The organism is Salinimicrobium tongyeongense (genome assembly GCF_026109735.1).
Classification (GTDB): domain Bacteria; phylum Bacteroidota; class Bacteroidia; order Flavobacteriales; family Flavobacteriaceae; genus Salinimicrobium; species Salinimicrobium tongyeongense.
The window spans coordinates 3,394,115-3,416,431 of sequence record NZ_CP069620.1; the positions used below are offsets into that span (position 1 = coordinate 3,394,115).

The window sequence follows — 22,317 nt, forward strand, 5'->3', positions numbered from 1 at the left end:
TTAACATGTTACTCGGTAAATAATTACCAAAATACCTACAAGTAGGTATTTCACGGATGCTTAATCTTCTATATATTAGCTTTATCAAATAATTTACTGAGTTCGTGGAAATGGTGTAAAAAAGCTGATTGATTTCGGTTTATTAAATGTTGTTCTGGGGGGAAAGGACATTTAATGATACCTATGACACCACTACTCAGCTTAAAAAGTTTGACACAAAGAACCCCGGCATTTGAGCCGGGGTTTTTTTCTTTCGTTCCTCCTCCAAAAAGGATGATTTCAACCATTAATTTTAAGAATTCAGCAGTCCGTTTCTCTTATGGACATCACTGCTTTATCCTTTTTCCTGAATAACTGTGGAGCAAATCCACAGCTTTTCTCCCCTGCCACCCCACAAATTCCACAATTTCCACTTTAACGCCGCCTGATTCCCACCTGTTTAGGATTGGTATATGTATTGGTACTTTCTTTTCCGGGTGAAAATCCCACTTTTCAAAAGTCAAAAGAGAATTTTAAAAAGAAATAAAGCACAACATATAATATGATTTCTAAAGACCTAAATTTATCACCAGCCACTTCCGTAAGAAAACTTGAAGTGGTTAAGGATACTAAACAAGAAGAAAACCGGGCACAACCTGAAAAAGAACAGGTACCCGACAATTACCTCAAAGCTACCTTCACCAAAAGGCACCTGTTCACGCTGGCTGGTACTTTTTTACTGCTGCTGGGTGGGGCCCTTTCGGTATATCTCCTTCAGCCACAGTTTGAGGAAATGAATCTGGGAAGGATGAACACCATTGGCGGGATGATCATTGTTTTCGTATCTGGTTTCCTATTGCTTTTCAGGCTTGGATTCCTGGCCTATGTGAGCAGCTTATTTTTTCGGTATAAACCTGTAAACTCAGTCACCGATGAAGAACTCCCCACCTGTACGGTAATTGTTCCGGCTTATAATGAAGGAAGGCAGGTTTATGACACCCTGGTTAGCCTGACCAACAGCCAGTATCCTGAAGAAAAACTTCAGCTTATCGCCATTGACGATGGAAGTAAAGACGACACCTGGCACTGGATGCAGAAAGCTAAAGAGCTGCTGGGAGATAGGGTTGATATTTACCAACAACCAAATAACCAGGGAAAAAGACATGCCCTCTACCGCGGATTCAACCTGGCTACCGGCGAGGTATTTATTACCGTAGACAGTGATTCTATAGTCGAGAAAGATACGCTTCGCAACCTGGTATCGCCTTTTGTCACCAACAAAGATTGCGGGGCAGTAGCAGGAAATGTACGGGTTCTCAACAATAAAAAAGCCATTATTCCGCGTATGCTGAATGTGAGCTTTGTGTTCAGTTTTGAGTTCATCAGGTCGGCACAGAGTGTGCTGGGTTCGGTTTTATGTACCCCGGGGGCTCTTGCGGCCTATCGCAGCAAAGCAGTAATGAACTGCCTGCCCGAGTGGATCAACCAAAAATTCATGGGCCAGCCTACAGATATTGGTGAAGACAGGGCCATGACCAACATGATCTTAAAACAGGGATACCACGTCCTTTTTCAGCGTAATGCTTATGTGCTCACCAATATTCCTGAAAAATTCAGCAGCCTGCATAAAATGTTCACCAGGTGGGAAAGAAGTAATGTGCGTGAAAACCTTATGATGACAAGGTTTGCTTTTAAACCTTTCCGGAATGGTTCAAGACTGGGCACCCGACTTTTGCTCATCAATCAATGGATGCACATGTTAACCGCCTACCCGCTTTTCCTTCTCATGGTCGTATTGTTGGTAATGCACCCTGTACTGTTCATTAGCTCCACGCTGTTGAGTATCTTGATTTTCTCAAGCCTGCCAGCTTTCTTTTACGCTAAAAAATACAATATTGCTGAAGCTTTTTGGGCGTATTCATACAGTATTTTCTATACTTTCGGGTTGTTTTGGATCACTCCTTACGCCATGGCTACTGCCAACAGGAGAGGCTGGCTCACCCGCGAGTTACCGGTTAAAAAACAAGCCGCTTAAGCACTGAGGTTAACACTTAGCCTCCCAAATTCTAAAAGTTACTGAAGCAATTCGGTAACTTTTAGTTTTTTATGATCTCTTCAAAAAGTACCTGCTTTTACTAAAGTGCCAAAAATGGCAAATTTGCACCTGATCTTTTTTTCGGTTATTCAAACAGAGAAAGCGTACCATGAGTGGCCATTAGCATTGAATTTTTCCTCACGCGTGCCATGTTCTTTACTTCTGAAGCTTCTTCAGAAGTTTTAAAGAAGATCACATTGGGTTTTCCCTGCTTCCGAAGATAATTACTTAAAATTTTATTGGTGTGATAGGTCGCCGGCTGCCGTTTTAAAAAAAGTTCGAGATCATCGGGGCCGCTAATGGAAGTTTCGGCATCTATAAATCCGTAGCCCTGATATTTCCCGGCTCTTACCAGGATAAAAGCCTCCTCGTCAAAATGCCTTCCTTTTTCCCGTATCACAAAAGTTGATGATTCTTCGGTAAGCGAAGCAATAGCTGCCGTTACCTTATCATTGTAAATTTCAACCTCCTCCTGCCCGGTGCAAATACCTTCACAGCGCTCTATCTCGTAATGGCCACATTGCTCAACATTGGCCTGCAGGCTGCAATATTTTGGGCACAGCTTAAATTCCCTGCACAAATATTCGAGTTTCTCCTGCGCCAGGGCCCTGCTGTAAAAGGTACCTATAGATTCCCTCTGTTTACTTGTCTTTTCCAGTGCCAGCTGCAAAATGCCCCGCTGGTTGGTGTAGCTTACAATTTGAAATACCGGCCCGGGCCTTTTTTGCGCCCGGTTGAATTTTGGATAGTATTTCCTTATGCATTCTGCTTCCAAAAGTAAAGCCATGAGTTCATTGCCGGTAGTCTCGTAATCTATAGAGTAAGTCTCCTGCCCCAGTTCATATTCCTTGCTCATGCGGTCATAAAAATGCGAGATCACCCTTTTCTTAATATCGATGGCTTTCCCGGCATAGATCACCTTTTGCTGCCGGTCCCTGAACAAATAGATCCCAGGGCTTTCGGGCAGGCTGTGAATTTCTTCGGCGTCGAGGTGGGGCGGCAATGTGGCCTGCCGCGAACGCGGGTGCAAAAAAGAATTGATTACCTTAAAATCCTCATCCAGCGACAGCAGGCGTTGAAATAAGATTACTGTGGCATCGGTATCCCCTTCGGCACGGTGCCGGTTAGAAATGGGAATATTTATGGAATCACATAATCTGCCAAGGCTGTAAGAAAACATTCCCGGAATGAGCTTCCGGGAGAGGCGAACCGTACATAATTTGCGGCGTGAATAGTCGAATCCCAGCTCCCTGAATTCATTCCTGATCACGTTGTAATCAAAGTTGACATTGTGAGCCACAAAAATGGCATCGCGCGTAATTTCTTCTATTTTTTTTGCTACCTCATGAAACTTTGGTGCACCGGCCACCATTGAATTGTCTATTCCGGTTAAGCCTGTAATGTGCCGCGGAATGTCTTTTTCGGGATTGATAAGGCTGGTAAACCTGTCTATTACCTTATCTCCGCGAAGCAGGACGACACAAATTTCAGTAAGGCGGTTGCCATTAATTCCGCCTCCGGTTGTTTCTACATCAATAACTGCAAATAACTGCTCTTTCATGAATTTCAAAAAAGTAAAAGTAGCAATTAATTTTAAAATTGTAGGAAAAAATCCATTTGAATGGAAAAAATCCATTTAAAACAGCACTTTCTGAAGTCAATCTGGCGACCAGATCACTTCGGAAACAAAAAACACCTCCGAAAGCGGAAGTGTTTTTTGCCATTTTTGAAAAGAATCAATCCTGAAATCAGGCTGTTTCTGTCTCTTCTGAAACTTCTTCCTCTACTTTTTCTTCTTCCGAAGTATTTAAAGTCTCAACCACTCCAAATTTCTCCAGTTGCTCCTCCTCGCCTGTAAAATACGGGAAAACATCAAGAATTGGAGATTCGGTAATGGCAGGAATGGTGTAATCTCCCATAGTATCGGCCATTGCGGTAGTGGTATTTTCAAAAGCCTCTTTAATATCATTGGCCTGTACCAGCAGATAAATATTCGTTTTTCTTTCCTTCCCGCTTTCTTCATCCAGTGCCACCAGGGATACTTTGGATTTGAACCAGCGATCGGAATTTTCGAATGGATGAACCTCTGAGAAATTAGCCACCTTAATATTCATGATCCTGAAATCTTCATTGGTGAAAGCTTTCATCTCTTCGGTGATCCTAGATTCGGCTTCTGTGTATGACACCGCATCTAGCAAATAGGTATCGGTGGTTACCTTCTGCTCTCCTGTTTCATGTGTTTTTCTGTATTTCACCTTACATTCATACCAAATAACGCTCATAATTCATTTTTTAGACTGCCAAAAATATCATTTTAAGCAGGCCTTCAGGAAGAAATCTCGCAAGAGATATTCACAATTTGAATTTTATTTTTTAGGTGAAAAATGAGCCTTTTTCGTACAAGTCTTTCAAAGAAAAACCAGTACTACTAATTTTTTTCCACATGAGCTTTAAAGTTATTCAGGATTGCCTGCCAACCCTCCTTTTGCATTTCAGCCGAATGGGAGCTCTCAATTTCAAAAGTTTCTTCTAACAATGTGGCATTCCCTTGCTTCTTAAAATGCACCTGCGCTTTTCTGCCGTCATCCATGGTATAAAAGATTTGCTTTTGAGGTTCCACTCTGTCATATGTTCCTTTAAAATCGAAACCGTGAGTTCCATCTTTGGCTTCCATTCTATAGGAGAATTTTCCCTGCTCCTTTAGATCGTTCTCGGCTGAAGGCGAATGCCAGTCGGGACTTGCAAAATTCCATTGTGTAATATGCTGGGGTTCTGTCCAGTATTTCCAAACCTTCTCTACAGGTGCATTCACTGCTGTACTTACAGTGATGATAGTGCTTTCCTGCTTTTGAGAAAATGCCAGGTCCTTCAGCTTTTCAAAAGCTTTAGGCCATGCATTATCGAAATACTCCTCATGCCCTTCATCCATGTCCATTGTTACGCGAAGGCGGGTCTTCTCCCCGCTCTCCTCCAGGATATAAATCTCTTCTGCCCCACTCCAGGCCTTGACCAGTGGACCGTCAAAATCTTCATTCCCGGTTTTGTCCACCATTCCCAGGTGGGTAAAAGCCATTTTTTCAGGTTTCTTTTTCTCCTGTATCCGGGCAATCATTCCTTCGTTTTCAGCATTCAGAAAGAGGATTTTTCCACCTTCTTCCCAGTTGCTTTCAACTTTGGAACCTTCAGCAAAAGCAGAGGCCCATTCTCTGTAGCTTTTCTCATTCCACAGAACTTCCCAAACCCTTTCGCAGGGAGCTTCTATTATAGTCTCATACTGTTTTCGTTTCATGTCTCTCTGTTCGTTGTTTGGTGTTAGTTATTGTGTATTGATTATTGATTATTGATTATTGCTAATTGTTCATTGTTAATTGATGAACCTCTATCTTTTTCATTTTCATCATGGCTTCCATAGCTCGTTTTACTTTTTGCCTATCGGGGTCATTCAGCAGCTTTTCCATTCCGTAGGGTACAACCTGCCAGGAAATACCGAATTTATCCTTTAGCCAGCCACACTGCTGCGCCTGTGGATCCCCTCCTTTTGTCAACAACTCCCAGTACCTATCGATCTCCTGCTGATCTTTACACTGAATGATGAAGGAAATAGCTTCATTAAAAGGAAAATCATTTTCCATCCCGCTATCCATCGCCATAAAAGTTTCTTCAAAAAGCTGAAACTGTGCGTGCTTCACCCCACCCAAAGCATAATTATTGTTGTCGTCTTTTTCATACTTCTGAATTCCTTCAATCGCCGAATTTTCAAATACCGAAGTATAGAATTTCACCGCTTCTTCTGCCTTTTTATGACGGGCGCCGGTAAAGAAAAGCAAGGGACAGATCTTTTGTTCCGGATGGTATTCCCTGTCTTTAAGCATTAACTGCCAGTTGAGCCCATAGCGATCCTGCAGCCAGCCATACCGCTCACTCCAGTCATAGGAATCAAGAGGTAACAAAACTTCTCCCCCTTCAAAAAGGGCATTCCAGAGCCGGTTTATTTCCTCTTCATTATCACATACTACAAAAAGCGAAATTGAAGGGTTGAACTTAAAAGGTGGGCCTCCATTCAATGCGAGCAATTGATAACCTTCCAGCTCAAAAGCTACGGTCATAACCGAACCGGGTTCTTTTTGGTGGATCTCCTGTCCCGCTTCAGAATATTGGGTTTGGGAGTGGATCTTTGAATCTTTAAAAAGGGATGTATAAAACTTTACAGCTTCCCCGGCCTCTGTATCAAACCACAGGTTTGGGATGATCTTCTGTTCTCGCTTTTTCATGACCGGTTATCTTTTTCTTTCACCACAAAAGAGGTCATTTTTGAGATCTTGGGATTAGTTTTTCCTTCTAATTCATAAAAATCTGCAAATCCAAAACTTTTGACCTCTCCCGAAGATTCTTTGATCTTCATCCTGCCGTAAGCCGCTGCCGTATGCTCCCCGTTTATAATTTTATCCAGTTCCATTTCCAGGGTTTCTACTTTTTCCATGGGTTTCATGAATTCCTTCACAGCAGCTTTACCTTTTGTGATCTCTTCCCCCACAAGATTCCATTCAATATCCTCGGTCATACTGTCAAGAATGAAATCCAGGTCGTTTTTTGCAAAAGCCTCATTAAAACCTCTAATGAATTCTTCTCTTTCTCTCATAACTTCTGAATTTTTGTTCTAAGTAAAACTAGCTCAAACCAGGCAGGAAGCTCAGGGGGATTTACGTCAACTTGTAGGGGGAAATGCGGCAATATTATGTAAATGATACTTTTAAAGTTTTTAGGTAAATTTATAACTTACTTAATCCCTGAAGCTTATGCCTAAGCATGTGTCAATTTTAATCCCGAAAGGCCACACCAGCCTGGTCAACATTGTAGGAACACACCAAATCCTTAATCAGGTGAATTCCTTTCTTCTTGAAAAAGGGAAACCTGCCCTGTTTAAAATAGAACTGGTGGGATTATCCAATCCCACAAATCAAACCAACGGCCTGTTTAGCGTCCATCCGGAAAAATTTATTGCCGATATATCCAAAACCGACCTTATAATAATTCCGGCGGTACACGATGCCCCTGAAGTTGCTTATTCCAACAACCGCGATTTTGTACCCTGGTTGCAGCAACAGCATGAAAAGGGAGCCGAGATTGCGAGCTTTTGCATTGCAGCCTTTTTTCTTGCTTCCACAGGGCTTTTAGACGGCAGGCAGTGTTCCACACATTGGATACATGCAGATGGCTTCAGAAAAATGTTTCCCCAGGTAAACCTGGTAGACGATAAGATCATGACCGAGGACAATGGAATTTACACCAGTGGGGGCGCTTATTCCTATCTAAACCTGTTGTTGTATTTAGTGGAGAAATTCGGTGGTCGGGAAATTGCAATTTTGACCGCCAAGACTTTTATGATAGATATAGATAAAGCCAGCCAGTCTCCCTTTATCATGTTCCAGGGACAAAAAGCTCACGACGATGAATTGGTACAAAAAGCCCAGGATTATATTGAGAAAAACTTTGAAGAGAAGATACAGGTGGAGGAACTGGCCAAGAAATTTGCCCTAAGCCGGAGAAGCCTGGAACGACGGTTTAAAAAAGCAACCCACAACACCATTACCACCTATATACAACGGGTTAAGGTTGAAGCTGCCAAACGAAGCCTGGAGAATTCCCGGGATAACGTAAATGAGGTCATGTACGGGATTGGATATTCCGACGAAAAATCATTTAGAAACACCTTTAAGAAGATCACGGGAATTTCCCCTTTACAGTACCGGAACAAATACAGGGAGGCACCGGGGCGTGTGTAACGTATGGGCCCATAACACCTTCAAAAGTTCCCTTTTAAATACCATTTTTGACAGTGCAACCTCCATAAATACTGATTTTTCAGCAATAATTTTAACTAAAACAAGCAAAAATAATCGCATAATAGTTAGTCTTGATAAATTTTTATTAGATATTTGTGACTCATCGTATACAAATTTAAAATTAGATTATTGTGTGTGGAATTGTATGTGCTTTCGAATTAAAAGAACCTTCTGAATCTTTAAGACCCCGCCTGTTGAGTATGGCAAAATGCCTGCGGCACCGGGGGCCAGACTGGAGTGGGATTTACAGTAATGAAAAGGCTATTTTGGCCCATGAACGGCTTGCTATTGTTGACCCTACTTCGGGAAAACAGCCTTTATTGAGTGAAGATAAAAACCTTATTCTCGCGGCCAATGGTGAAATCTATAATCACCGGGACCTGCGCAGGCAATTTGAAGGAAGGTATAATTTCCAGACGGAATCTGACTGTGAGGTAATCCTTCCACTTTACAGGGAAAAAGGTCCAAAGTTCCTCGATGAAATGAACGGGATCTTTGGTTTTGCAGTTTACGATGCCCAGAGGGATGAATATTTGATTGCCAGAGATCATATGGGGATCATTCCTCTCTACATTGGCTGGGATCCTAACGGAACATTTTACGTGGCTTCAGAACTCAAGGCACTTGAAGGTCATTGCACCAAAATAGAACTTTTCCCTCCCGGGCATTATCTGTCGAGTGAAGAGGAAGGTTTTCAACGCTGGTATCAAAGGGACTGGATGGATTATGAGAATGTGAAAGAGAATGAAACCAGTATTGCTGAACTTAAAAAAGCCCTTGAAGATGCGGTACACCGGCAATTGATGAGTGATGTGCCTTATGGGGTTTTACTTTCGGGCGGGCTGGATTCATCCATAACTTCGGCATTAGCAAAAAAATATTCAGATAAAAGAATTGAAAGTGACGATACCGATGCTGCCTGGTGGCCGCGGCTTCACTCCTTTGCCATTGGTCTTGAAGGTTCGCCCGACCTTGCTGCCGCCAAAAAAGTCGCAGAACACCTAGACACGGTACACCACGAAATAAAATTTACCATCCAGGAAGGCATTGATGCCATTAGAGATGTGGTTTACCAGCTTGAAACTTATGATGTGACCACCATACGGGCCTCTACGCCCATGTATTTGATGGCGCGTGCCATTAAGGCCATGGGAATTAAAATGGTGCTTTCGGGGGAAGGTGCCGACGAGATCTTTGGAGGGTATTTGTACTTCCATAAAGCTCCAAATGCTAAGGAATTCCACGAGGAGACTGTGAGAAAACTCGATAAACTTCACCAGTACGATTGCCTTAGAGCAAATAAATCTCTTTGTGCCTGGGGCATTGAAGGCAGGGTGCCTTTCCTGGACAAGGAGTTTATGGACGTGGCCATGCGCATTAATCCAAAGGACAAAATGATAAACGGTGAGCGCATGGAAAAATGGGTGCTTAGAAAGGCCTTTGAAGAATACCTGCCGCAGAGTGTGGCCTGGCGACAAAAAGAACAATTCTCAGACGGCGTGGGTTACAGCTGGATAGATACACTCAAGGAAATGGTAAACAGCCAGGTAAGCGATGAGCAACTAAAGAATGCGCATTTCAGGTTTCCGGTTCAACCTCCAAAAAGTAAAGAAGAGTTCTTTTACCGTTCCATATTCACCGAACATTTTCCCAGTGATGCCGCTGCACTATCTGTACCTTCTGTACCATCGGTAGCCTGTAGTACACCCACAGCTTTAGAATGGGATGAATCATTCAGGAATTTGAACGATCCATCGGGAAGGGCTGTTGCCAATGTACATTCGGATGCCTACAAAAAAGAGGAAAAAAATGCAGCCATTTAGCCATTTTTGAGGAAATAATACTGCTGTTAAATGCCATTTTTGGATAACTCAAACCCCTTCGAGCTGAAAACCTCGAAGGGGTTCTTTTTTGCATCATACTATAAAGAATTTAAATTTGCTCTCGTACTTCGTACATGATAGGCAGTGAATATTCTACAGCAACCGGTTTTTCTCTTTGCTTGCCGGGAATCATCTTTGGCAACAGCCTTACTACACGGGCTGCTTCTTCTTCCAGCCTTTTATTAGGGCCACGCGCCCTAATGTCGGCCACGTCTCCTTTTTCATTGATCTTAAAGACCACATAGATCCTGTTCATCCCGGTAAGCCCCAGTTCTTCACTTATCCTTACGTTGAAATGCTTTCTCACATGGGCATCGATCTTTTGAGACATACATTTTTTCTGTTCGTCTTTATTTTTGATGCCCTCACAACCCGGATAGGTGGGAATTTGCTGCACGACCATAAAAGGTACTTTTTCAATCTCTTCTTCCTCCTCTTCATAGGCCACTTCTTCTACCTCAATGATCTTCTCTATCTTATCTTCCTGGCTGGTTTCGGTAGAGCGTATCTCTGTTTCCTCAACCTCCATCTTGTCTTCAACAACTTCTATCACCTCGGGCATTGGTGGCGGCGGTGGAGGTGGCGGTGGCGGCGGGGTGTTTAGCTGGGTGATTGGAATGTCTTCCTGCTCAAAATCTGTGACCTGTACTTCCTGAAGGTCTACATCTTCGCTGCCGTAGAATTTCCATTCCAAACCAAAATAAGTTAGGCTGAGCATTACAATAAGTCCCACCTGAAAAAATATTATGCTCCTTTTTCCAAGATCTGCCTTTGGGTTCTTTTTGACTTGCATAACAGTAGATTTAGATATTAATTACTAAACCATTATATCAAGAGGATCTCTCCCCTGGAACTCACTTTTGGAAGGCGCTCATTCTTCTTTTTTTAAATTTCCGGGAATGATTTTTTTCCGGATTATTAAAAGGAGAACTGCAGCTGGTCCTCATCATTCCTTCTTAAACCTTTTCTTAACCAGCACATTAAAGATACCCACTCTTTAAGGCTTAAAGAATGATATTTATCATACAGCTGGAACAAATTGGCAGCAAAGGGAAAGAAACACCACAAAAAAAAACCCGACTCCCGTCAGGTTTTTTTAGAAGGTAAGAATATAAGTTTGGAATTTATTTCATCGTAAAATTTCCGACTTAATCAAAGATCTTGATGTGAATGGATTTGGTACTTTCAGAAAAGTAAATGGCCCTCACCGAACCTGTAGTAAAAGAGATGGTCTCTTCTTTCAGCATTTCATTATTTCTGAAAATATCGAGGTATTTGTCCTTGTCGAATTGCGGGCGTACAGGTGTGCCAGCCGAATTTTTCAAAAACTTTAAATCCTTATCCATTACCAGCTGAACCGCCCTGGGAGCCGAATAGTAGTAAAGGTCATTGTCTTGCGCAGTATTTGGTCCAAAAGGCAGTTGTGGCTTTGGTATCGATATTTGCTGCATCATCATGTTGTGAAACATGGTATGCTGCCACCACCAGTTATACATATAAAAATATTCATAAGTAGGAACTGCGCCCAGGTTAACCAATAAAGTATTTTCTATCCCTGTATTTACAGTAGCAGTAAGACTAAAATTTTTCCTGGAACTTTTTGTGATCAGCTTTTTTAGATCTTCATTTGCAGAGAACTCTTCCCGCAGCTTCACTTCTCTCAGTAATTTTTGGCTCTCTATGTCGTAAATTCTTAAAATTATATCTTCCCTGTTATTCATAAATAGGAAAGCCTTGTTTTCATAAATATAAGTGTTTACCTCCTTTACCTTGTCAAGATCACTAAAATCTGCTTTAAAAATTTCCTGTTCTCCGGTATCAGGCTCCACACTAAGAATGAAGTACTCCTTTTCAGATTTATAATCAAAAACCAGTTTTTCGTGGGTATAATACAGCTTAGAGGGATTAATAGAACCCTGCGCTACAAATTCGGCAGTGTTGATACCTTCAGGTTTTTTCTTAAAAAATTTTTCAGCTGTATCCCGGTTTATTCCTGAAAAGTCCAGTATAGCTTTCTCAGGTTCCAGGGCTCCTGTAATGCTGATGATCTCTATTTCCTCATCCTTTTTATTCAGTAAAAAAGTTTTTTCACTGCCCCTCATAATAAGATAGGGTTCTTCAAAGTTTTCTACGGAAAATCGCTTTAAACCGCCATTAACAGTACTAAATTCAAGTATCTCGAGTTTTTCTTCTTTCTTTTTTCCCTGCTGAAGTAGTAACGTAAGCACTTCATCCTTTAAATGATAGGAGATTACCGAAGGTTTTTCCGGAAACACAGCGTTTTCTAAAGCCGATATATTTTTATTGGCATCTATGAAGTAGGTTTTGACCAGGTATTGGTCGTCTTGCTTATTCTTTGTCACCAGCAGGTGCAAAGATGTCTGCTGATCTATGTCTCCTGAAAATGTTCCTATAAGTTTCTCATCCTCCTGAAGCCGAATCACCAACTCCTCAGTAAGAGGTTTGGGAGTTGCAGATAAAATGGAAAAGACCAGGAGAAAGCAAAAAGTAAAAATTGATTTCACTGAAATAATTATTAAAAGTTTGTTAAAGATAATAATAGGCCTGACATATTTATCGCTGCTCATCTACTTTTAATAAAAATAAATTCAGTCCAAACTTATAGTTCTTTTTCAATATTATCGGATAATAATCCGATAATTTAAAATATCGGGTATAAAACCTATATTTGCATATATCGGATATTAACCCGATATTTCCCTTATGATAGCAGTCATTACAGGAGATATAGTAAATTCAAGAAGCGAGTCGGCAGCACACTGGCTCCCGGTACTTAAAAAGATACTTGGGCATTATGGAGAAGCCCCTCAAGGCTGGGAAATCAGCCGGGGAGACAGTTTTCAGCTCCTCCTACAACCCGAAGAAGCTTTATATGCAGCACTCCAAATTAAAGCAGGAATAAAGCAACTCCCAGACCTCGATGTGAGAATGGCCATTGGCATTGGAGAACAGGAATATAAAGCCGAAAAAATCAGTGAATCTAATGGTTCGGCTTTTATTCGTTCGGGAGAATGCTTTGAGGAGCTTAAAAAACAAAACCTGGGAATTCGCACAGGAGAGGCCGAAAAAGATGAAATTTTTGACCTGCTCTTTCAGCTTGCCCTACTTAGCATGAACAACTGGAGCGTTACTGTAGCCAAAACCATTGCTGCATTTCTTGAGCATCCCGCAAAAAACCAGACAGAACTCGCAAAACATTTAAAAAAATCTCAAAGCAGTTTAAGTGAAGCGCTTAAACGTGGCGGTTTTGACGAGATCATGCAGCTTGAGAGTTTTTACAGATCAAAAATTAAACGTTTATGAGCGCATTTGCCCTAAAATTGCTTTTGGCTCACCTGTTGGGTGATTTCCTGCTGCAACCCGATAGCTGGGTGGCTCAAAAAAGGCAAAGAAAGCAGCGTTCTCCGCTGCTCTACGCTCATGTTGCTGTACATTTTTTAATAATGTTCGCTTTGCTGGGCTTTGACCTTTCATATTGGCCGGCCTTGATCGTCATTGTAGTCAGCCACTATTTTATAGACCTACTCAAACTGCACCTAGAGTCTAGTGATCACAAAAGCAGGTTGTTCCTACTTGACCAGCTGGCGCATTTGCTGGTGATTGCCGGTGTAACCTACAGCTATCACCCTTTTAGCATAGCCTTCTTCGAATTACTTCAACCCGGGCCGCTGCTTTTTGTTAGCTGCCTGGTGTTTCTTGGCCCGGTTGCCGCAATTCTCATGAGGTTAATTATGAGCCGCTGGGTTTTACCCGAAGACAAAGAAAACGATTCCCTGCCCCAGGCTGGGAAATATATTGGGATGCTGGAGCGCCTCCTGGTCTTTGCGTTCATCGTCCTTCAACAATGGCCGGCAATTGGCTGGCTCATAGCTGCCAAATCGATCCTGCGTTTTAGCGACCTCTCCCGCGCTAAAGACCGAAAGCTCACAGAGTATGTACTTATAGGCACCCTGCTCAGTTTTTCCCTCTCAATAGTCACCGGCATCGTTTATTTATATTTTCAGGATATTTCACTATTTTAGAAGAAAAAGAAATATGTCGGGTACCGCATGGGGATTTGCTGTTGTGACTGGGATCGTATTAATTGCCGTAATTGTTTACACTGTAATTAAGCTTAGAAAACAGGTGCACAAAAGAGAACAGGAAGAACAAAAAAAGAATAAGCTAAACTGAACATGACTTCTCAAAAAGGGCATTTTTGAATTACCTTTTTTTGCTGAATATCATTTAAATGATGTAACATGACTTCAGAAATAAAAAAAGGTACTTCTGAAGGTTTTGTATAACATTCAGCAGAAAAATCTTTAATTATTTACAGCTTAAACCCGTAATAGCCTTATAATCTACCATTTAACTTAATATGGCACGGTTGCTGCTTTACTGTAGCCAGAAATGCTTTTTTAAGCTGCCAAACTAACTGCTAAAACTCACTTATATATGAAGATCAACAACTTCCCCCTCCTATTTGCTTTTATCGCCCTCATTTTCACGTCCTGCTCCAAGGATGACGACGTTTTAAAAGAAGATCCTTCTTCTGAAAAACCCACGGAAACTGAAGAGACAGCAGAGCTTGAGGTTGAAGAGTTTGTCTACTCCGGAATGAATGAGATCTACCTCTACAAATCGGATGTTAGCGTGCTCGCCGATGATTATTTTGATACAGAAGATGCCAAGCTAGACTACCTGGCCGGGTTCAGCACTCCGGAAGCCCTTTTTGAAGACCTCAAATCTTCAAGTGACAGGTTCAGCTTTATTACCGATGATTACAAGGCTCTTGAAGACCAGTTCAACGGCGTAAGCAGTAGTACCGCCGGAATGGATTTTGGCCTGGGCTCAATTAGCGGCACCAGTTATTTATTTGGTTTCCTGCAATACGTGATCCCAAACACCCCTGCTGCTGATGCCGGTCTTACCCGCGGAACGGTTTTTACAGAAATCAACGGAAAAAAAATTACTTTAAACAACCTCGAGTCTTTGCTCGATTCTAACTCGCTTACCATAAACATCGGAAATGTGGAAAACAACACGCTCGTCCTTACCGACGAAACAGTAACTCTTAACCACTCTTCCTACACGGCAAACCCGGTTCAGCTCGTAAAAACCCTTGAAGTAGATGGAATACAGGTGGGTTACCTTATGTATAATAGTTTTATCGGGAATTTTGACGACGAACTAAACCAGGCTTTTGCAGAACTTAAAAGCAAGGGAGTTGATGAGCTTGTGCTCGACCTTAGGTATAACGGCGGTGGCGATGTAGAGTCGGCCGTAGATCTCGCCAGCATGATCACGGGTCAATTTGAAGGCGAAGTATTTATGCAGGAAATGTGGAATGAGACCTACCAGAATTATTTTGAAGAAAATGCCCCCGAACGTTTGCTAAACCTTTTTGACAGTAAGATAAGGACCGGCGAAACCATTAACAGCCTTAAGCTTACCAAAGTTTATATTTTAACTACGGCCAGCACAGCTTCGGCCAGCGAACTTATCATTAACGGGCTTGAACCCTATATCAATGTGGTCCAGATTGGAGAAACCACTACCGGAAAGTTCCAGGCTTCAGTAACCTTATATGACAGTGAAGACTTTTCCAAAGATTCCAAAATCAATGAGAACCATACTTACGCCTTGCAGCCGCTTGTATTGAAATCGGCCAACGCCAATGGAAAATCCGATTATTTTAACGGCCTTAGCCCGGATATAGAAATGAGGGAAGACCTGAACAACATGGGTACGCTGGGAGATCCGAAGGAACCATTTCTTCAGGCAGCTTTGCACCACATTCAGGGTATTTCAACCATGTCTGCCGCCAGCGCACAACAAAAGAGGTCTGAAAATCACCTTAAAATTGTGGGAGACGGGGAAATGTTTGAACCTTATTACCAGAGAATGTACCTCGATAAGCTGCCGGATATCCTCAGAAGAAAATAACAAGAGCCTTAAAACAAATGCTCTGAAGTTTTAGAACTATAACATTATTTAAGAGAGGTTTCTACGGAAGCCTCTTTTTTTATGGATACTTCGGAAACTACAGCTGCTCAAAAATGTCATTTTCCACAGGTTTTTGGGGAATTAATCATCAATTATCTGTTAATTCCTTTGTGAAATCCACAGTTAAAAAGACCTCATTTCCGAAGAGATTTGAGGGAAAGAAGTCACTTACACCTCTCCAAACCCCTGTGAAATAAGGGATTTAGTAATGTTTTTGTTTTAATTCACAAGTCTTACTGTACATTTTTGTCAGTTTTTTCAGCAGTATGGAACCGGTATTGCTTCTATAACTACAACCAAATACCACATTTATGAAAGCAAGTGAAAAACGATTAAACCGAAAAGTTTTTTTTGAAACCTACCTTTCACAAATCAACTGGGATTGGCTTTTTCTGAAAGGGCAATTAATTTTCACCGGAATTATCTGCCTGGGAACCCTGATCTTCATTCTGTGGTTCTTACTCTGAACATCCACCTGATCACAACTCATCTTCAAAATTTCACCATTCTGTAATAATTAGTGCTGCAAAAACCACGGGCTCTTCATTTTTATTAAAAAAGATAAAGTCTGCATTATTATCTTTTCTACAGGGACAATAAAAGCATTAAAAACACCGAATACCGGTTCTCTTACAGCTTCATTGTTTCAAAAAAATTCTAAAAATTATCCCCGAAAGTTTCACTCGGTAATTTGTAGCGTACTGCCCGCTTTGCCACCAAACATTGTTATGTAGTTGTGTATTCAGGTAGGCTTTTACTTAGCTTTTACCTGCTTAGCCAATAAATAATTTCTCAGTTTCAAAGGTATTGGGAGCCCAAATCTTCAACTACAATTACTCAAAAAAGCCTAACCAAAAAGCCATTTTTGAGAGGCAGGCGACCTTAGGCAGCCGACAGTATCTTTTCGTTGGCTTTTTCTAAACCAGTAGCAGTGATTAAAGAAGTAATCGGTTAGAAAAGGCTGAGATTATCAATTCATCGTTGATTTTTCACAGTTCAGTAAGATTCAATTTCAGCTTTGCCTTAAAACCCCCAATTTCGAATAAGATTAAAATCATACTAACCTAACACTTCACAATTATGCAAACTTTCATCATTACCATCGTACTTTTCCTGTGCAGCAGCATGGGAATGAAGGCCCAGACTCATTATGAGCAGGAACTCACCACGGCCCTCGAGCTGTGGCAGGATCAAAAACCACAGGAGGCAGCAAAGCTTTTTGAACACATTGCTACTGCCGAAGGAAAAAAGTGGCTTCCGTACTATTATTCCTCTCAAATAAAGATTGTGGAAAGTTTTGACATGACCAACAAAACAAAGAAAGAACAGTTGCTGAGAGAAGCTCAGGGCTTACTAAATAAAGCCAAAGAACTGGAAGGAGATGAGGTAGAATTAATGGTCCTGCAGGCGATGCTGCACACTTCCCGGCTCATCATTGATCCCGACACCTACGGTATGACCCTGGCTCCCGTGATCACCGGAATTTATGCTGAAGCTGCTAAAATAGCACCTGAAAACCCCCGGCTTGTACTTTCCAAAACCGAATGGGAAATAGGATCTGCCCCTTATTATGGTGAAGATCCGAAAATATATTGCCCAGACCTAAAAGCAGGACTAGCCCTGTTCGAAAATGAAGACGATGCTCCTACCCAAGCCCCCACCTGGGGAAAAGAGCGTTTACAAAGGCTTATTGCCAAAACCTGCGACAGCGAAAATTAGTTCCCTACAAAAAAACTTCTTTTAGAACTGCAAAAAAGCCGGAAATTAATTAAACTTAAACAGTTTAAGTCAAAATGAAAGAATTTCTCAAAATTTTAAAGACCTCTGTTATTGTTTGTATAGGGATCCTCCTTATAAATGCCATTTTTGGAGCCCATGACTGGGAGCGGCTGCTTGACGTGCAATTGTGGGGCACCTACTTTTTTTACTCCTTTGTACTTACTGCAATAAACTTCCTCTATTTTGCCTTTTTTGAGAAGAAAATAGGTTGGGAAGGTGCTTACCTTAAAAAGCTAGTATTGGCTGTCGCTGGTTCTATTATCCTCACCATGATAGGCTTCTTTTTTTGCAGGATGGTAGATCAAACCGTCTTCCAGGGAGATAGTATTACTGAATTCCTGACTAATGAAAGGGCCGGGTACTATCTTTTCCCATTACTTTTAACCACTATTGTTTCCCTCTCTTTCCACCTCATCTATTTCTATAAGGCCATTCAGGAAAAAAAAGTAACCGAGCAAAAGATCATTGCAGGCACTGCTTCAGCAAAGTTTGAAAGTTTAAAGAACCAGATTGATCCGCATTTTCTGTTCAACAGCCTAAATGTACTTACTTCACTTATAGATGAAAACCCCGAACAGGCTCAAAAATTTACTACGGGACTTTCCAAGATCTATAGATACGTTCTTGAACAAAAAGACAAAGAACTGGTAGGTCTTCAGGAAGAATTGAACTTTGCTGTCACCTATATGAACCTGTTGTCAATGAGGTTTGAGAACAGTATTTTTTATGAAGTGCCCAAAGAATTATCCTCCCCCGAAGCCAGGGTGGTGCCTTTATCCCTGCAGTTGTTGCTCGAAAATACCATAAAACACAATGTGGTAAGCGACAATAAGCCACTGCATATCAGGATTTTTGAAGAAGACGGCTACCTGGTACTGGAGAATAACCTTCAGCAAAAAGAAGTTCTTCAAAAGCGTAAAGGAGTTGGCCTGCAAAATATCATAAACCGATACGCATTAATAACGCGACGGGAAATACGAATAATCAAAGACTCAGATAAATTCAGTGTAAAAATTCCGGTGCTCACCAAACAAATCAACATTATGAAAACACAAGATTTTTCAGAAAACACCGCCTATTTCAAAGCCAGACAACGAGTAAAAGAGATCAAGGAATTCTATGGAAACCTCCTCTCCTACTGCCTCGTCATTCCTTTTCTCATCTTTATCAACTACCAAACATACTGGGAATTTCAATGGTTTTGGTTTCCCATGGCGGGTTGGGGACTGGGCCTCACTATTCACGCTTTCTCGGTTTTTGGTTACGGTGCCCACTGGGAAGAGCGAAAAATACAGGAACTCATGGAAAAAGAACAACAACGTACACAAAACTGGAACTAATGGAAGCAAATGATAAATCTTACCAGTACAAACTTGCCCAAAAGAAGGTAAAAAGGATCAAGGATTTTTATGTTCACCTGCTGGTATTCCTGTTTGTGAATATTGCTATTATTGCAGTGAGTTCAATAGATGAAGGCCTGTTTAATGGCTTGCAGGAACCGGAAAATTACTTCACTGCATTCTTTTGGGGAATTGGGCTGTTCTTTCACTGGTGGAATGTTTTTGGCCCCAATATTTTCTTCGGAAAAAACTGGGAAGAAAAAAAGATAAAGGAACTTATGGAAAAGGAAAAACAAAAATCCTGGGAATAAAATTCCTTAAAAATGCCATTTTTGAGACATGATTAAAACTGTTATTGTTGAAGACGAAAAACCGGCTGCCCGCCGTTTACAGCGCATGCTGGAAAAAATGGGAGTCCATGTCATTACCACGCTGCATTCTGTAGAAGATGCTGCCGAATGGTTCCTGAAAAATGAACACCCCAACCTTATCTTCCTCGACATCCAGCTTAGCGACGGACTCTCCTTCGAGATTTTTGAACATACCGAAGTCAATGCTCCCATTATCTTCACCACCGCGTATGATGAGTATGCGCTGCAGGCCTTTAAGCTCAACAGCATTGATTATCTGCTCAAACCGCTCGATGATGAAGAGCTTGCCGCTGCCCTTGAAAAATTTAAAAAGAACAGCTTTGCCAGTCAAAAGCAAATGGACTTTAGGGCTTTAAAAACCCTGCTCAATATTGCAGGTTCAGATTATAAAAAGCGTTTTTCCATTCAGATGGGTCAGCATTTAAAGCTCATTGATATTTCTGAAATCGTTTGTTTCTATTCCGAAAATAAAGCCACCTACCTACACACTAATACCAATAGAAGTTACCTGCTCGACTCCAGCCTTGATAAGCTTGAAACCGAAGTAGCCCCTCAAAACTTCTTCAGGGTTAACCGCAAATTCATTATTTCAATCCATGCCATTTCAGATATACTTACTTATTCCAATTTACGCCTGGAAGTAAAACTGAAAGATTACAACAGCGAACAGATCATTGTAAGCCGGGAGCGGGTAAAAGATTTTAAAGACTGGCTTCAGTAATTAGCATCCTTATTATCAAAGGCTTTAAATTCCGAAGAGCTGGAAGAATGTTGGGAATAACAGGAAAGCAAGTTGTTGTAGATGCAATAAAAACTTCGGGAAAAGAAGAAGCCGCCTTCTCTACTAACGTTCCGGTTACCCTACATTCCCGAAAAGTGTGGCAGAAAATGACGGCCTTTCTTAAAACTGTAATTTATATTAACTTAAGGTCTTTTAATATTCCCACCAAATGTGGGGTGGTATTTGCACCAAAATCCTCGCGCAATTCTTTTAACCTTTTTTCTATAGAACTTCTGCTGTTTGGTGTGATCCCCCGCTTTTTGAAATCGCCTTCAATTTCATCCTGCGTGTAGCCCGTGGCAATTGCCGAAAGAAGCTCCATTTCCCAATCCCCCAAAATCAACATATTATCATCTTTCAGAAGCCTTTCTATACGCACTGAATTGTATTTATTACCCTTGTTTACAGCGTGTATGGCCTCCCTAAGATCGCGCATGCCGTGCCTGTCTTTGCTCACATACCCGTCAATATCGCCCGATTCCCACAACCCCCTAACCGTTTGCGGATTATCTTCTATGGTATTGACCAAAACCTTTAAATCGGGATCTTCTTCTTTAAGAGCGGAAATAAGTTCCCTGCCCGACTTAAATTTCTCTGGCCGGTGATCTAACCTGAAAGAAAGGTCACAAATAAGAAGTTCAAAAGGATTGCCATCCCGCTGCGCTTTTTTAAAAAGCAACCAGGCTTCTTCGCAGTATTGCGCATGCTCAACACTTGATATCCCCAGGTCTTTCAGTAAACCTGAAACTGCCAGATTAATACTGTCAATATCCTCTGCTACCAGTACTCTTTGAAACATCGCTTTTTGAAGAGGTAAACCCACTGTTTTAACTTTCTTTGCCTCAAAATTAAAACAAAGTATTCAGCTTCTATTACGGAAAACCGTAATTCTGCAAAAAAAACGAAAACGTTTGAGATTCCTGTAGCCCTTTACTTTCTGTTCCATCCCTCTATAATGCTGAGTTTAAAAGAATTCAGCAAGAAAACACCGGCACGGGTTTACAAATACGCACAAAACAGTATCTTTGAAACTCTATCTTAACCAACATTATGAATATTGCAGAAGTAGCTGCTTATATCCTTAGTTTTATAATCCTTTTCCCTACAGCCGCATCTATTAGCCGGTTTGATCAATGGTGGATCAGGGATTTTGATTTCCCAAGATTGCAGATTAGTGTGCTCATACTCGCAGTTATGATCTTTGATGCCGTAGCTTTTGATTTTAGCTCGATTTGGGAAACTGCCATGCTTGTAGTTCTGGGATTAAGTTTTATTTACCAGGCTGCAAAGATCTATCCCTACACGTATTTGGCCTCTAAACAGGTTATGGAATACAAAGGCAAAGAAGTTGACAGGCAGCTGTCTATCCTGGTGAGCAATGTGCTTACTACCAACACGAAGTACGACAAACTCGTAAAGCTCATTATTCGGGAGAACCCAGACCTTGTGCTCACACTGGAGACTGATAAAACCTGGGAAGAACAGCTAAGCCGCATTGAGGAAGAATATCCTTACACTGTAAAAATTCCGCTGAAAAACCTTTACGGAATGCACCTTTACTCCAAACTTGAGCTGGAGGATATTGATATTAAATATATTATTTCAGAAGAAATTCCCTCCATCCACGGAAAAGTAAAGTTAAAGTCGGGTGAAAAGGTCAATATTCATTGTCTTCACCCCAAGCCCCCAAGCCCTTCTGAAGATGATACTTCAACCAACCGCGATGCAGAGCTCCTGCTGGTAGGAAAAGAAATAGATGGCAGGAATTCTACCCTGGTTTTTGGAGATCTCAATGACGTTGCCTGGTCCAGGACCACAAAGCTCTTCCTTAGTTTAAGCGGACTCCTGGATCCGCGTATTGGCCGCGGCTTTTTCAATACTTTTCACGCACAATATCCAGTTTTCAGATGGCCGTTGGACCACGTTTTTCACAGCAGTGATTTTATGCTGCTGAGTTTGAAACGGTTGGAAAAAATGGGATCAGACCACTTCCCTATATTTATCAAGCTCGTCTATCAACCCGAAGATGTAGAAAAAAATGGCAATGGCGAGACTGAAGAGCCCGATGAAGAGGAAAAGGAATGGGCCGAAGAAAAAATTGATAAGGGCAAGCAGCCTGATGCGCATTAACATGCGGCATTTTAAATTTTTCAGGTGTTTCTTTGTGTAAGAAGACCCTTTAAAAATGGCTTTTTTAAAAGGTATATTCCATAGCTACTTTTATAAAGTAAGAGCCG

At 41.4% G+C, this 22,317-nt stretch carries 20 protein-coding genes; 11 read left to right on the forward strand and 9 right to left on the reverse strand.

Going from position 1 to position 22,317, the window contains the following annotated elements; genetic code table 11:
- Positions 1-326: 326 nt before the first annotated feature.
- Positions 327-503 carry a hypothetical protein gene (locus JRG66_RS15070; protein WP_265163584.1) on the reverse strand — a complete coding sequence of 59 codons (177 nt, stop codon included), beginning with the start codon at positions 501-503 and terminating at the stop codon, positions 327-329.
- Positions 504-541: 38 nt separating this feature from the next.
- Here JRG66_RS15070 and JRG66_RS15075 point away from each other — a divergent pair, with 38 nt between their 5' ends.
- Positions 542-2,014, forward strand: a complete 1,473-nt coding sequence (locus JRG66_RS15075) for a glycosyltransferase family 2 protein (RefSeq protein WP_265163585.1) — start codon at positions 542-544, stop codon at positions 2,012-2,014.
- Positions 2,015-2,159: 145 nt separating this feature from the next.
- On the opposite strand, the gene JRG66_RS15080 is transcribed toward JRG66_RS15075, so the two are convergent.
- The 5 genes from JRG66_RS15080 to JRG66_RS15105 all read right to left on the reverse strand — a co-directional run bounded on the left by JRG66_RS15080 (position 2,160) and on the right by JRG66_RS15105 (position 6,713).
- Positions 2,160-3,635: an exonuclease domain-containing protein gene (locus tag JRG66_RS15080; RefSeq protein WP_265163586.1), complete on the reverse strand. Its 1,476-nt coding sequence runs from the start codon at positions 3,633-3,635 to the stop codon at positions 2,160-2,162.
- Between the two features lie 187 nt (positions 3,636-3,822).
- Positions 3,823-4,356: a DUF4494 domain-containing protein gene (locus JRG66_RS15085; RefSeq protein ID WP_265163587.1), complete on the reverse strand. Its 534-nt coding sequence runs from the start codon at positions 4,354-4,356 to the stop codon at positions 3,823-3,825.
- A 146-nt stretch (positions 4,357-4,502) separates the two neighbouring features.
- Positions 4,503-5,363, reverse strand: a complete 861-nt coding sequence (locus JRG66_RS15615) for an SRPBCC domain-containing protein (RefSeq protein ID WP_307726298.1) — start codon at positions 5,361-5,363, stop codon at positions 4,503-4,505.
- A 61-nt stretch (positions 5,364-5,424) separates the two neighbouring features.
- Positions 5,425-6,345, reverse strand: a complete 921-nt coding sequence (locus JRG66_RS15100; RefSeq protein ID WP_265163588.1) for a VOC family protein — start codon at positions 6,343-6,345, stop codon at positions 5,425-5,427.
- Positions 6,342-6,713 (reverse strand): nuclear transport factor 2 family protein, encoded by a 372-nt coding sequence (locus tag JRG66_RS15105; protein ID WP_265163589.1) that lies wholly within the window; start codon positions 6,711-6,713, stop codon positions 6,342-6,344. The genes JRG66_RS15100 and JRG66_RS15105 overlap by 4 nt, the downstream gene beginning before the upstream one ends.
- Before the next feature lie 157 nt (positions 6,714-6,870).
- Here JRG66_RS15105 and JRG66_RS15110 point away from each other — a divergent pair, with 157 nt between their 5' ends.
- Positions 6,871-7,857: a GlxA family transcriptional regulator gene (locus tag JRG66_RS15110; RefSeq protein WP_265163590.1), complete on the forward strand. Its 987-nt coding sequence runs from the start codon at positions 6,871-6,873 to the stop codon at positions 7,855-7,857.
- Between the two features lie 191 nt (positions 7,858-8,048).
- Positions 8,049-9,740 carry an asparagine synthase B gene (gene asnB, locus JRG66_RS15115; protein WP_265163591.1) on the forward strand — a complete coding sequence of 564 codons (1,692 nt, stop codon included), beginning with the start codon at positions 8,049-8,051 and terminating at the stop codon, positions 9,738-9,740.
- 109 nt (positions 9,741-9,849) lie between these two features.
- Here the strand turns inward: asnB and JRG66_RS15120 are convergent, their stop codons facing one another.
- Both JRG66_RS15120 and JRG66_RS15125 read right to left on the reverse strand, forming a co-directional pair.
- Positions 9,850-10,593, reverse strand: coding sequence for an energy transducer TonB (locus tag JRG66_RS15120; RefSeq protein ID WP_265163592.1), 744 nt, complete (start codon positions 10,591-10,593; stop codon positions 9,850-9,852).
- Positions 10,594-10,948: 355 nt separating this feature from the next.
- On the reverse strand, positions 10,949-12,325 hold the full coding sequence (locus JRG66_RS15125; protein ID WP_265163593.1) for a hypothetical protein: 1,377 nt from the start codon (positions 12,323-12,325) through the stop codon (positions 10,949-10,951).
- Positions 12,326-12,524: 199 nt separating this feature from the next.
- On the opposite strand from JRG66_RS15125, the gene JRG66_RS15130 reads away from it, so the two are divergent.
- The 7 genes from JRG66_RS15130 (at position 12,525) to JRG66_RS15160 (ending at position 20,020) form a co-directional block, all read left to right on the forward strand.
- Complete coding sequence (locus JRG66_RS15130) at positions 12,525-13,124, forward strand: SatD family protein (protein ID WP_265163594.1); 600 nt, start codon at positions 12,525-12,527, stop codon at positions 13,122-13,124.
- A complete protein-coding gene (locus JRG66_RS15135; RefSeq protein WP_265163595.1) occupies positions 13,121-13,843 on the forward strand; it encodes a DUF3307 domain-containing protein in 723 nt (240 codons plus the stop codon). Before JRG66_RS15130 ends, JRG66_RS15135 begins: the two co-directional genes overlap by 4 nt.
- Before the next feature lie 415 nt (positions 13,844-14,258).
- Positions 14,259-15,749, forward strand: a complete 1,491-nt coding sequence (locus JRG66_RS15140) for a GFO_1087 family putative carboxy terminal peptidase (RefSeq protein ID WP_265163596.1) — start codon at positions 14,259-14,261, stop codon at positions 15,747-15,749.
- A 1,140-nt stretch (positions 15,750-16,889) separates the two neighbouring features.
- On the forward strand, positions 16,890-17,528 hold the full coding sequence (locus JRG66_RS15145; RefSeq protein ID WP_265163597.1) for a hypothetical protein: 639 nt from the start codon (positions 16,890-16,892) through the stop codon (positions 17,526-17,528).
- Between the two features lie 74 nt (positions 17,529-17,602).
- Positions 17,603-18,928, forward strand: a complete 1,326-nt coding sequence (locus JRG66_RS15150) for a 2TM domain-containing protein (protein WP_265163598.1) — start codon at positions 17,603-17,605, stop codon at positions 18,926-18,928.
- Positions 18,928-19,239, forward strand: a complete 312-nt coding sequence (locus JRG66_RS15155) for a 2TM domain-containing protein (protein WP_265163599.1) — start codon at positions 18,928-18,930, stop codon at positions 19,237-19,239. Before JRG66_RS15150 ends, JRG66_RS15155 begins: the two co-directional genes overlap by 1 nt.
- 31 nt (positions 19,240-19,270) lie before the next feature.
- Positions 19,271-20,020 (forward strand): LytR/AlgR family response regulator transcription factor, encoded by a 750-nt coding sequence (locus JRG66_RS15160; protein WP_265165469.1) that lies wholly within the window; start codon positions 19,271-19,273, stop codon positions 20,018-20,020.
- Between the two features lie 193 nt (positions 20,021-20,213).
- Here the strand turns inward: JRG66_RS15160 and JRG66_RS15165 are convergent, their stop codons facing one another.
- A complete protein-coding gene (locus JRG66_RS15165; RefSeq protein ID WP_265163600.1) occupies positions 20,214-20,879 on the reverse strand; it encodes a DNA-binding response regulator in 666 nt (221 codons plus the stop codon).
- 251 nt (positions 20,880-21,130) lie between these two features.
- On the opposite strand from JRG66_RS15165, the gene JRG66_RS15170 reads away from it, so the two are divergent.
- Positions 21,131-22,210: an endonuclease/exonuclease/phosphatase family protein gene (locus JRG66_RS15170; protein ID WP_265163601.1), complete on the forward strand. Its 1,080-nt coding sequence runs from the start codon at positions 21,131-21,133 to the stop codon at positions 22,208-22,210.
- The last annotated feature ends 107 nt before the right edge of the window (positions 22,211-22,317 follow it).

Coding starts and splice junctions, on each gene's coding strand:
- JRG66_RS15615 (WP_307726298.1), bottom strand. CDS start 5,363: ATGAAACGAAAACAGTATGAGACTATAATAGAAGCTCCCTGCGAAAGG.
- JRG66_RS15155 (WP_265163599.1), top strand. CDS start 18,928: ATGGAAGCAAATGATAAATCTTACCAGTACAAACTTGCCCAAAAGAAG.
- JRG66_RS15105 (WP_265163589.1), bottom strand. CDS start 6,713: ATGAGAGAAAGAGAAGAATTCATTAGAGGTTTTAATGAGGCTTTTGCA.
- JRG66_RS15150 (WP_265163598.1), top strand. CDS start 17,603: ATGAAAGAATTTCTCAAAATTTTAAAGACCTCTGTTATTGTTTGTATA.
- JRG66_RS15130 (WP_265163594.1), top strand. CDS start 12,525: ATGATAGCAGTCATTACAGGAGATATAGTAAATTCAAGAAGCGAGTCG.
- JRG66_RS15145 (WP_265163597.1), top strand. CDS start 16,890: ATGCAAACTTTCATCATTACCATCGTACTTTTCCTGTGCAGCAGCATG.
- JRG66_RS15085 (WP_265163587.1), bottom strand. CDS start 4,356: ATGAGCGTTATTTGGTATGAATGTAAGGTGAAATACAGAAAAACACAT.
- JRG66_RS15165 (WP_265163600.1), bottom strand. CDS start 20,879: ATGTTTCAAAGAGTACTGGTAGCAGAGGATATTGACAGTATTAATCTG.
- JRG66_RS15140 (WP_265163596.1), top strand. CDS start 14,259: ATGAAGATCAACAACTTCCCCCTCCTATTTGCTTTTATCGCCCTCATT.
- JRG66_RS15075 (WP_265163585.1), top strand. CDS start 542: ATGATTTCTAAAGACCTAAATTTATCACCAGCCACTTCCGTAAGAAAA.
- JRG66_RS15135 (WP_265163595.1), top strand. CDS start 13,121: ATGAGCGCATTTGCCCTAAAATTGCTTTTGGCTCACCTGTTGGGTGAT.
- JRG66_RS15170 (WP_265163601.1), top strand. CDS start 21,131: ATGAATATTGCAGAAGTAGCTGCTTATATCCTTAGTTTTATAATCCTT.
- JRG66_RS15110 (WP_265163590.1), top strand. CDS start 6,871: ATGCCTAAGCATGTGTCAATTTTAATCCCGAAAGGCCACACCAGCCTG.
- JRG66_RS15080 (WP_265163586.1), bottom strand. CDS start 3,635: ATGAAAGAGCAGTTATTTGCAGTTATTGATGTAGAAACAACCGGAGGC.
- JRG66_RS15100 (WP_265163588.1), bottom strand. CDS start 6,345: ATGAAAAAGCGAGAACAGAAGATCATCCCAAACCTGTGGTTTGATACA.
- JRG66_RS15120 (WP_265163592.1), bottom strand. CDS start 10,593: ATGCAAGTCAAAAAGAACCCAAAGGCAGATCTTGGAAAAAGGAGCATA.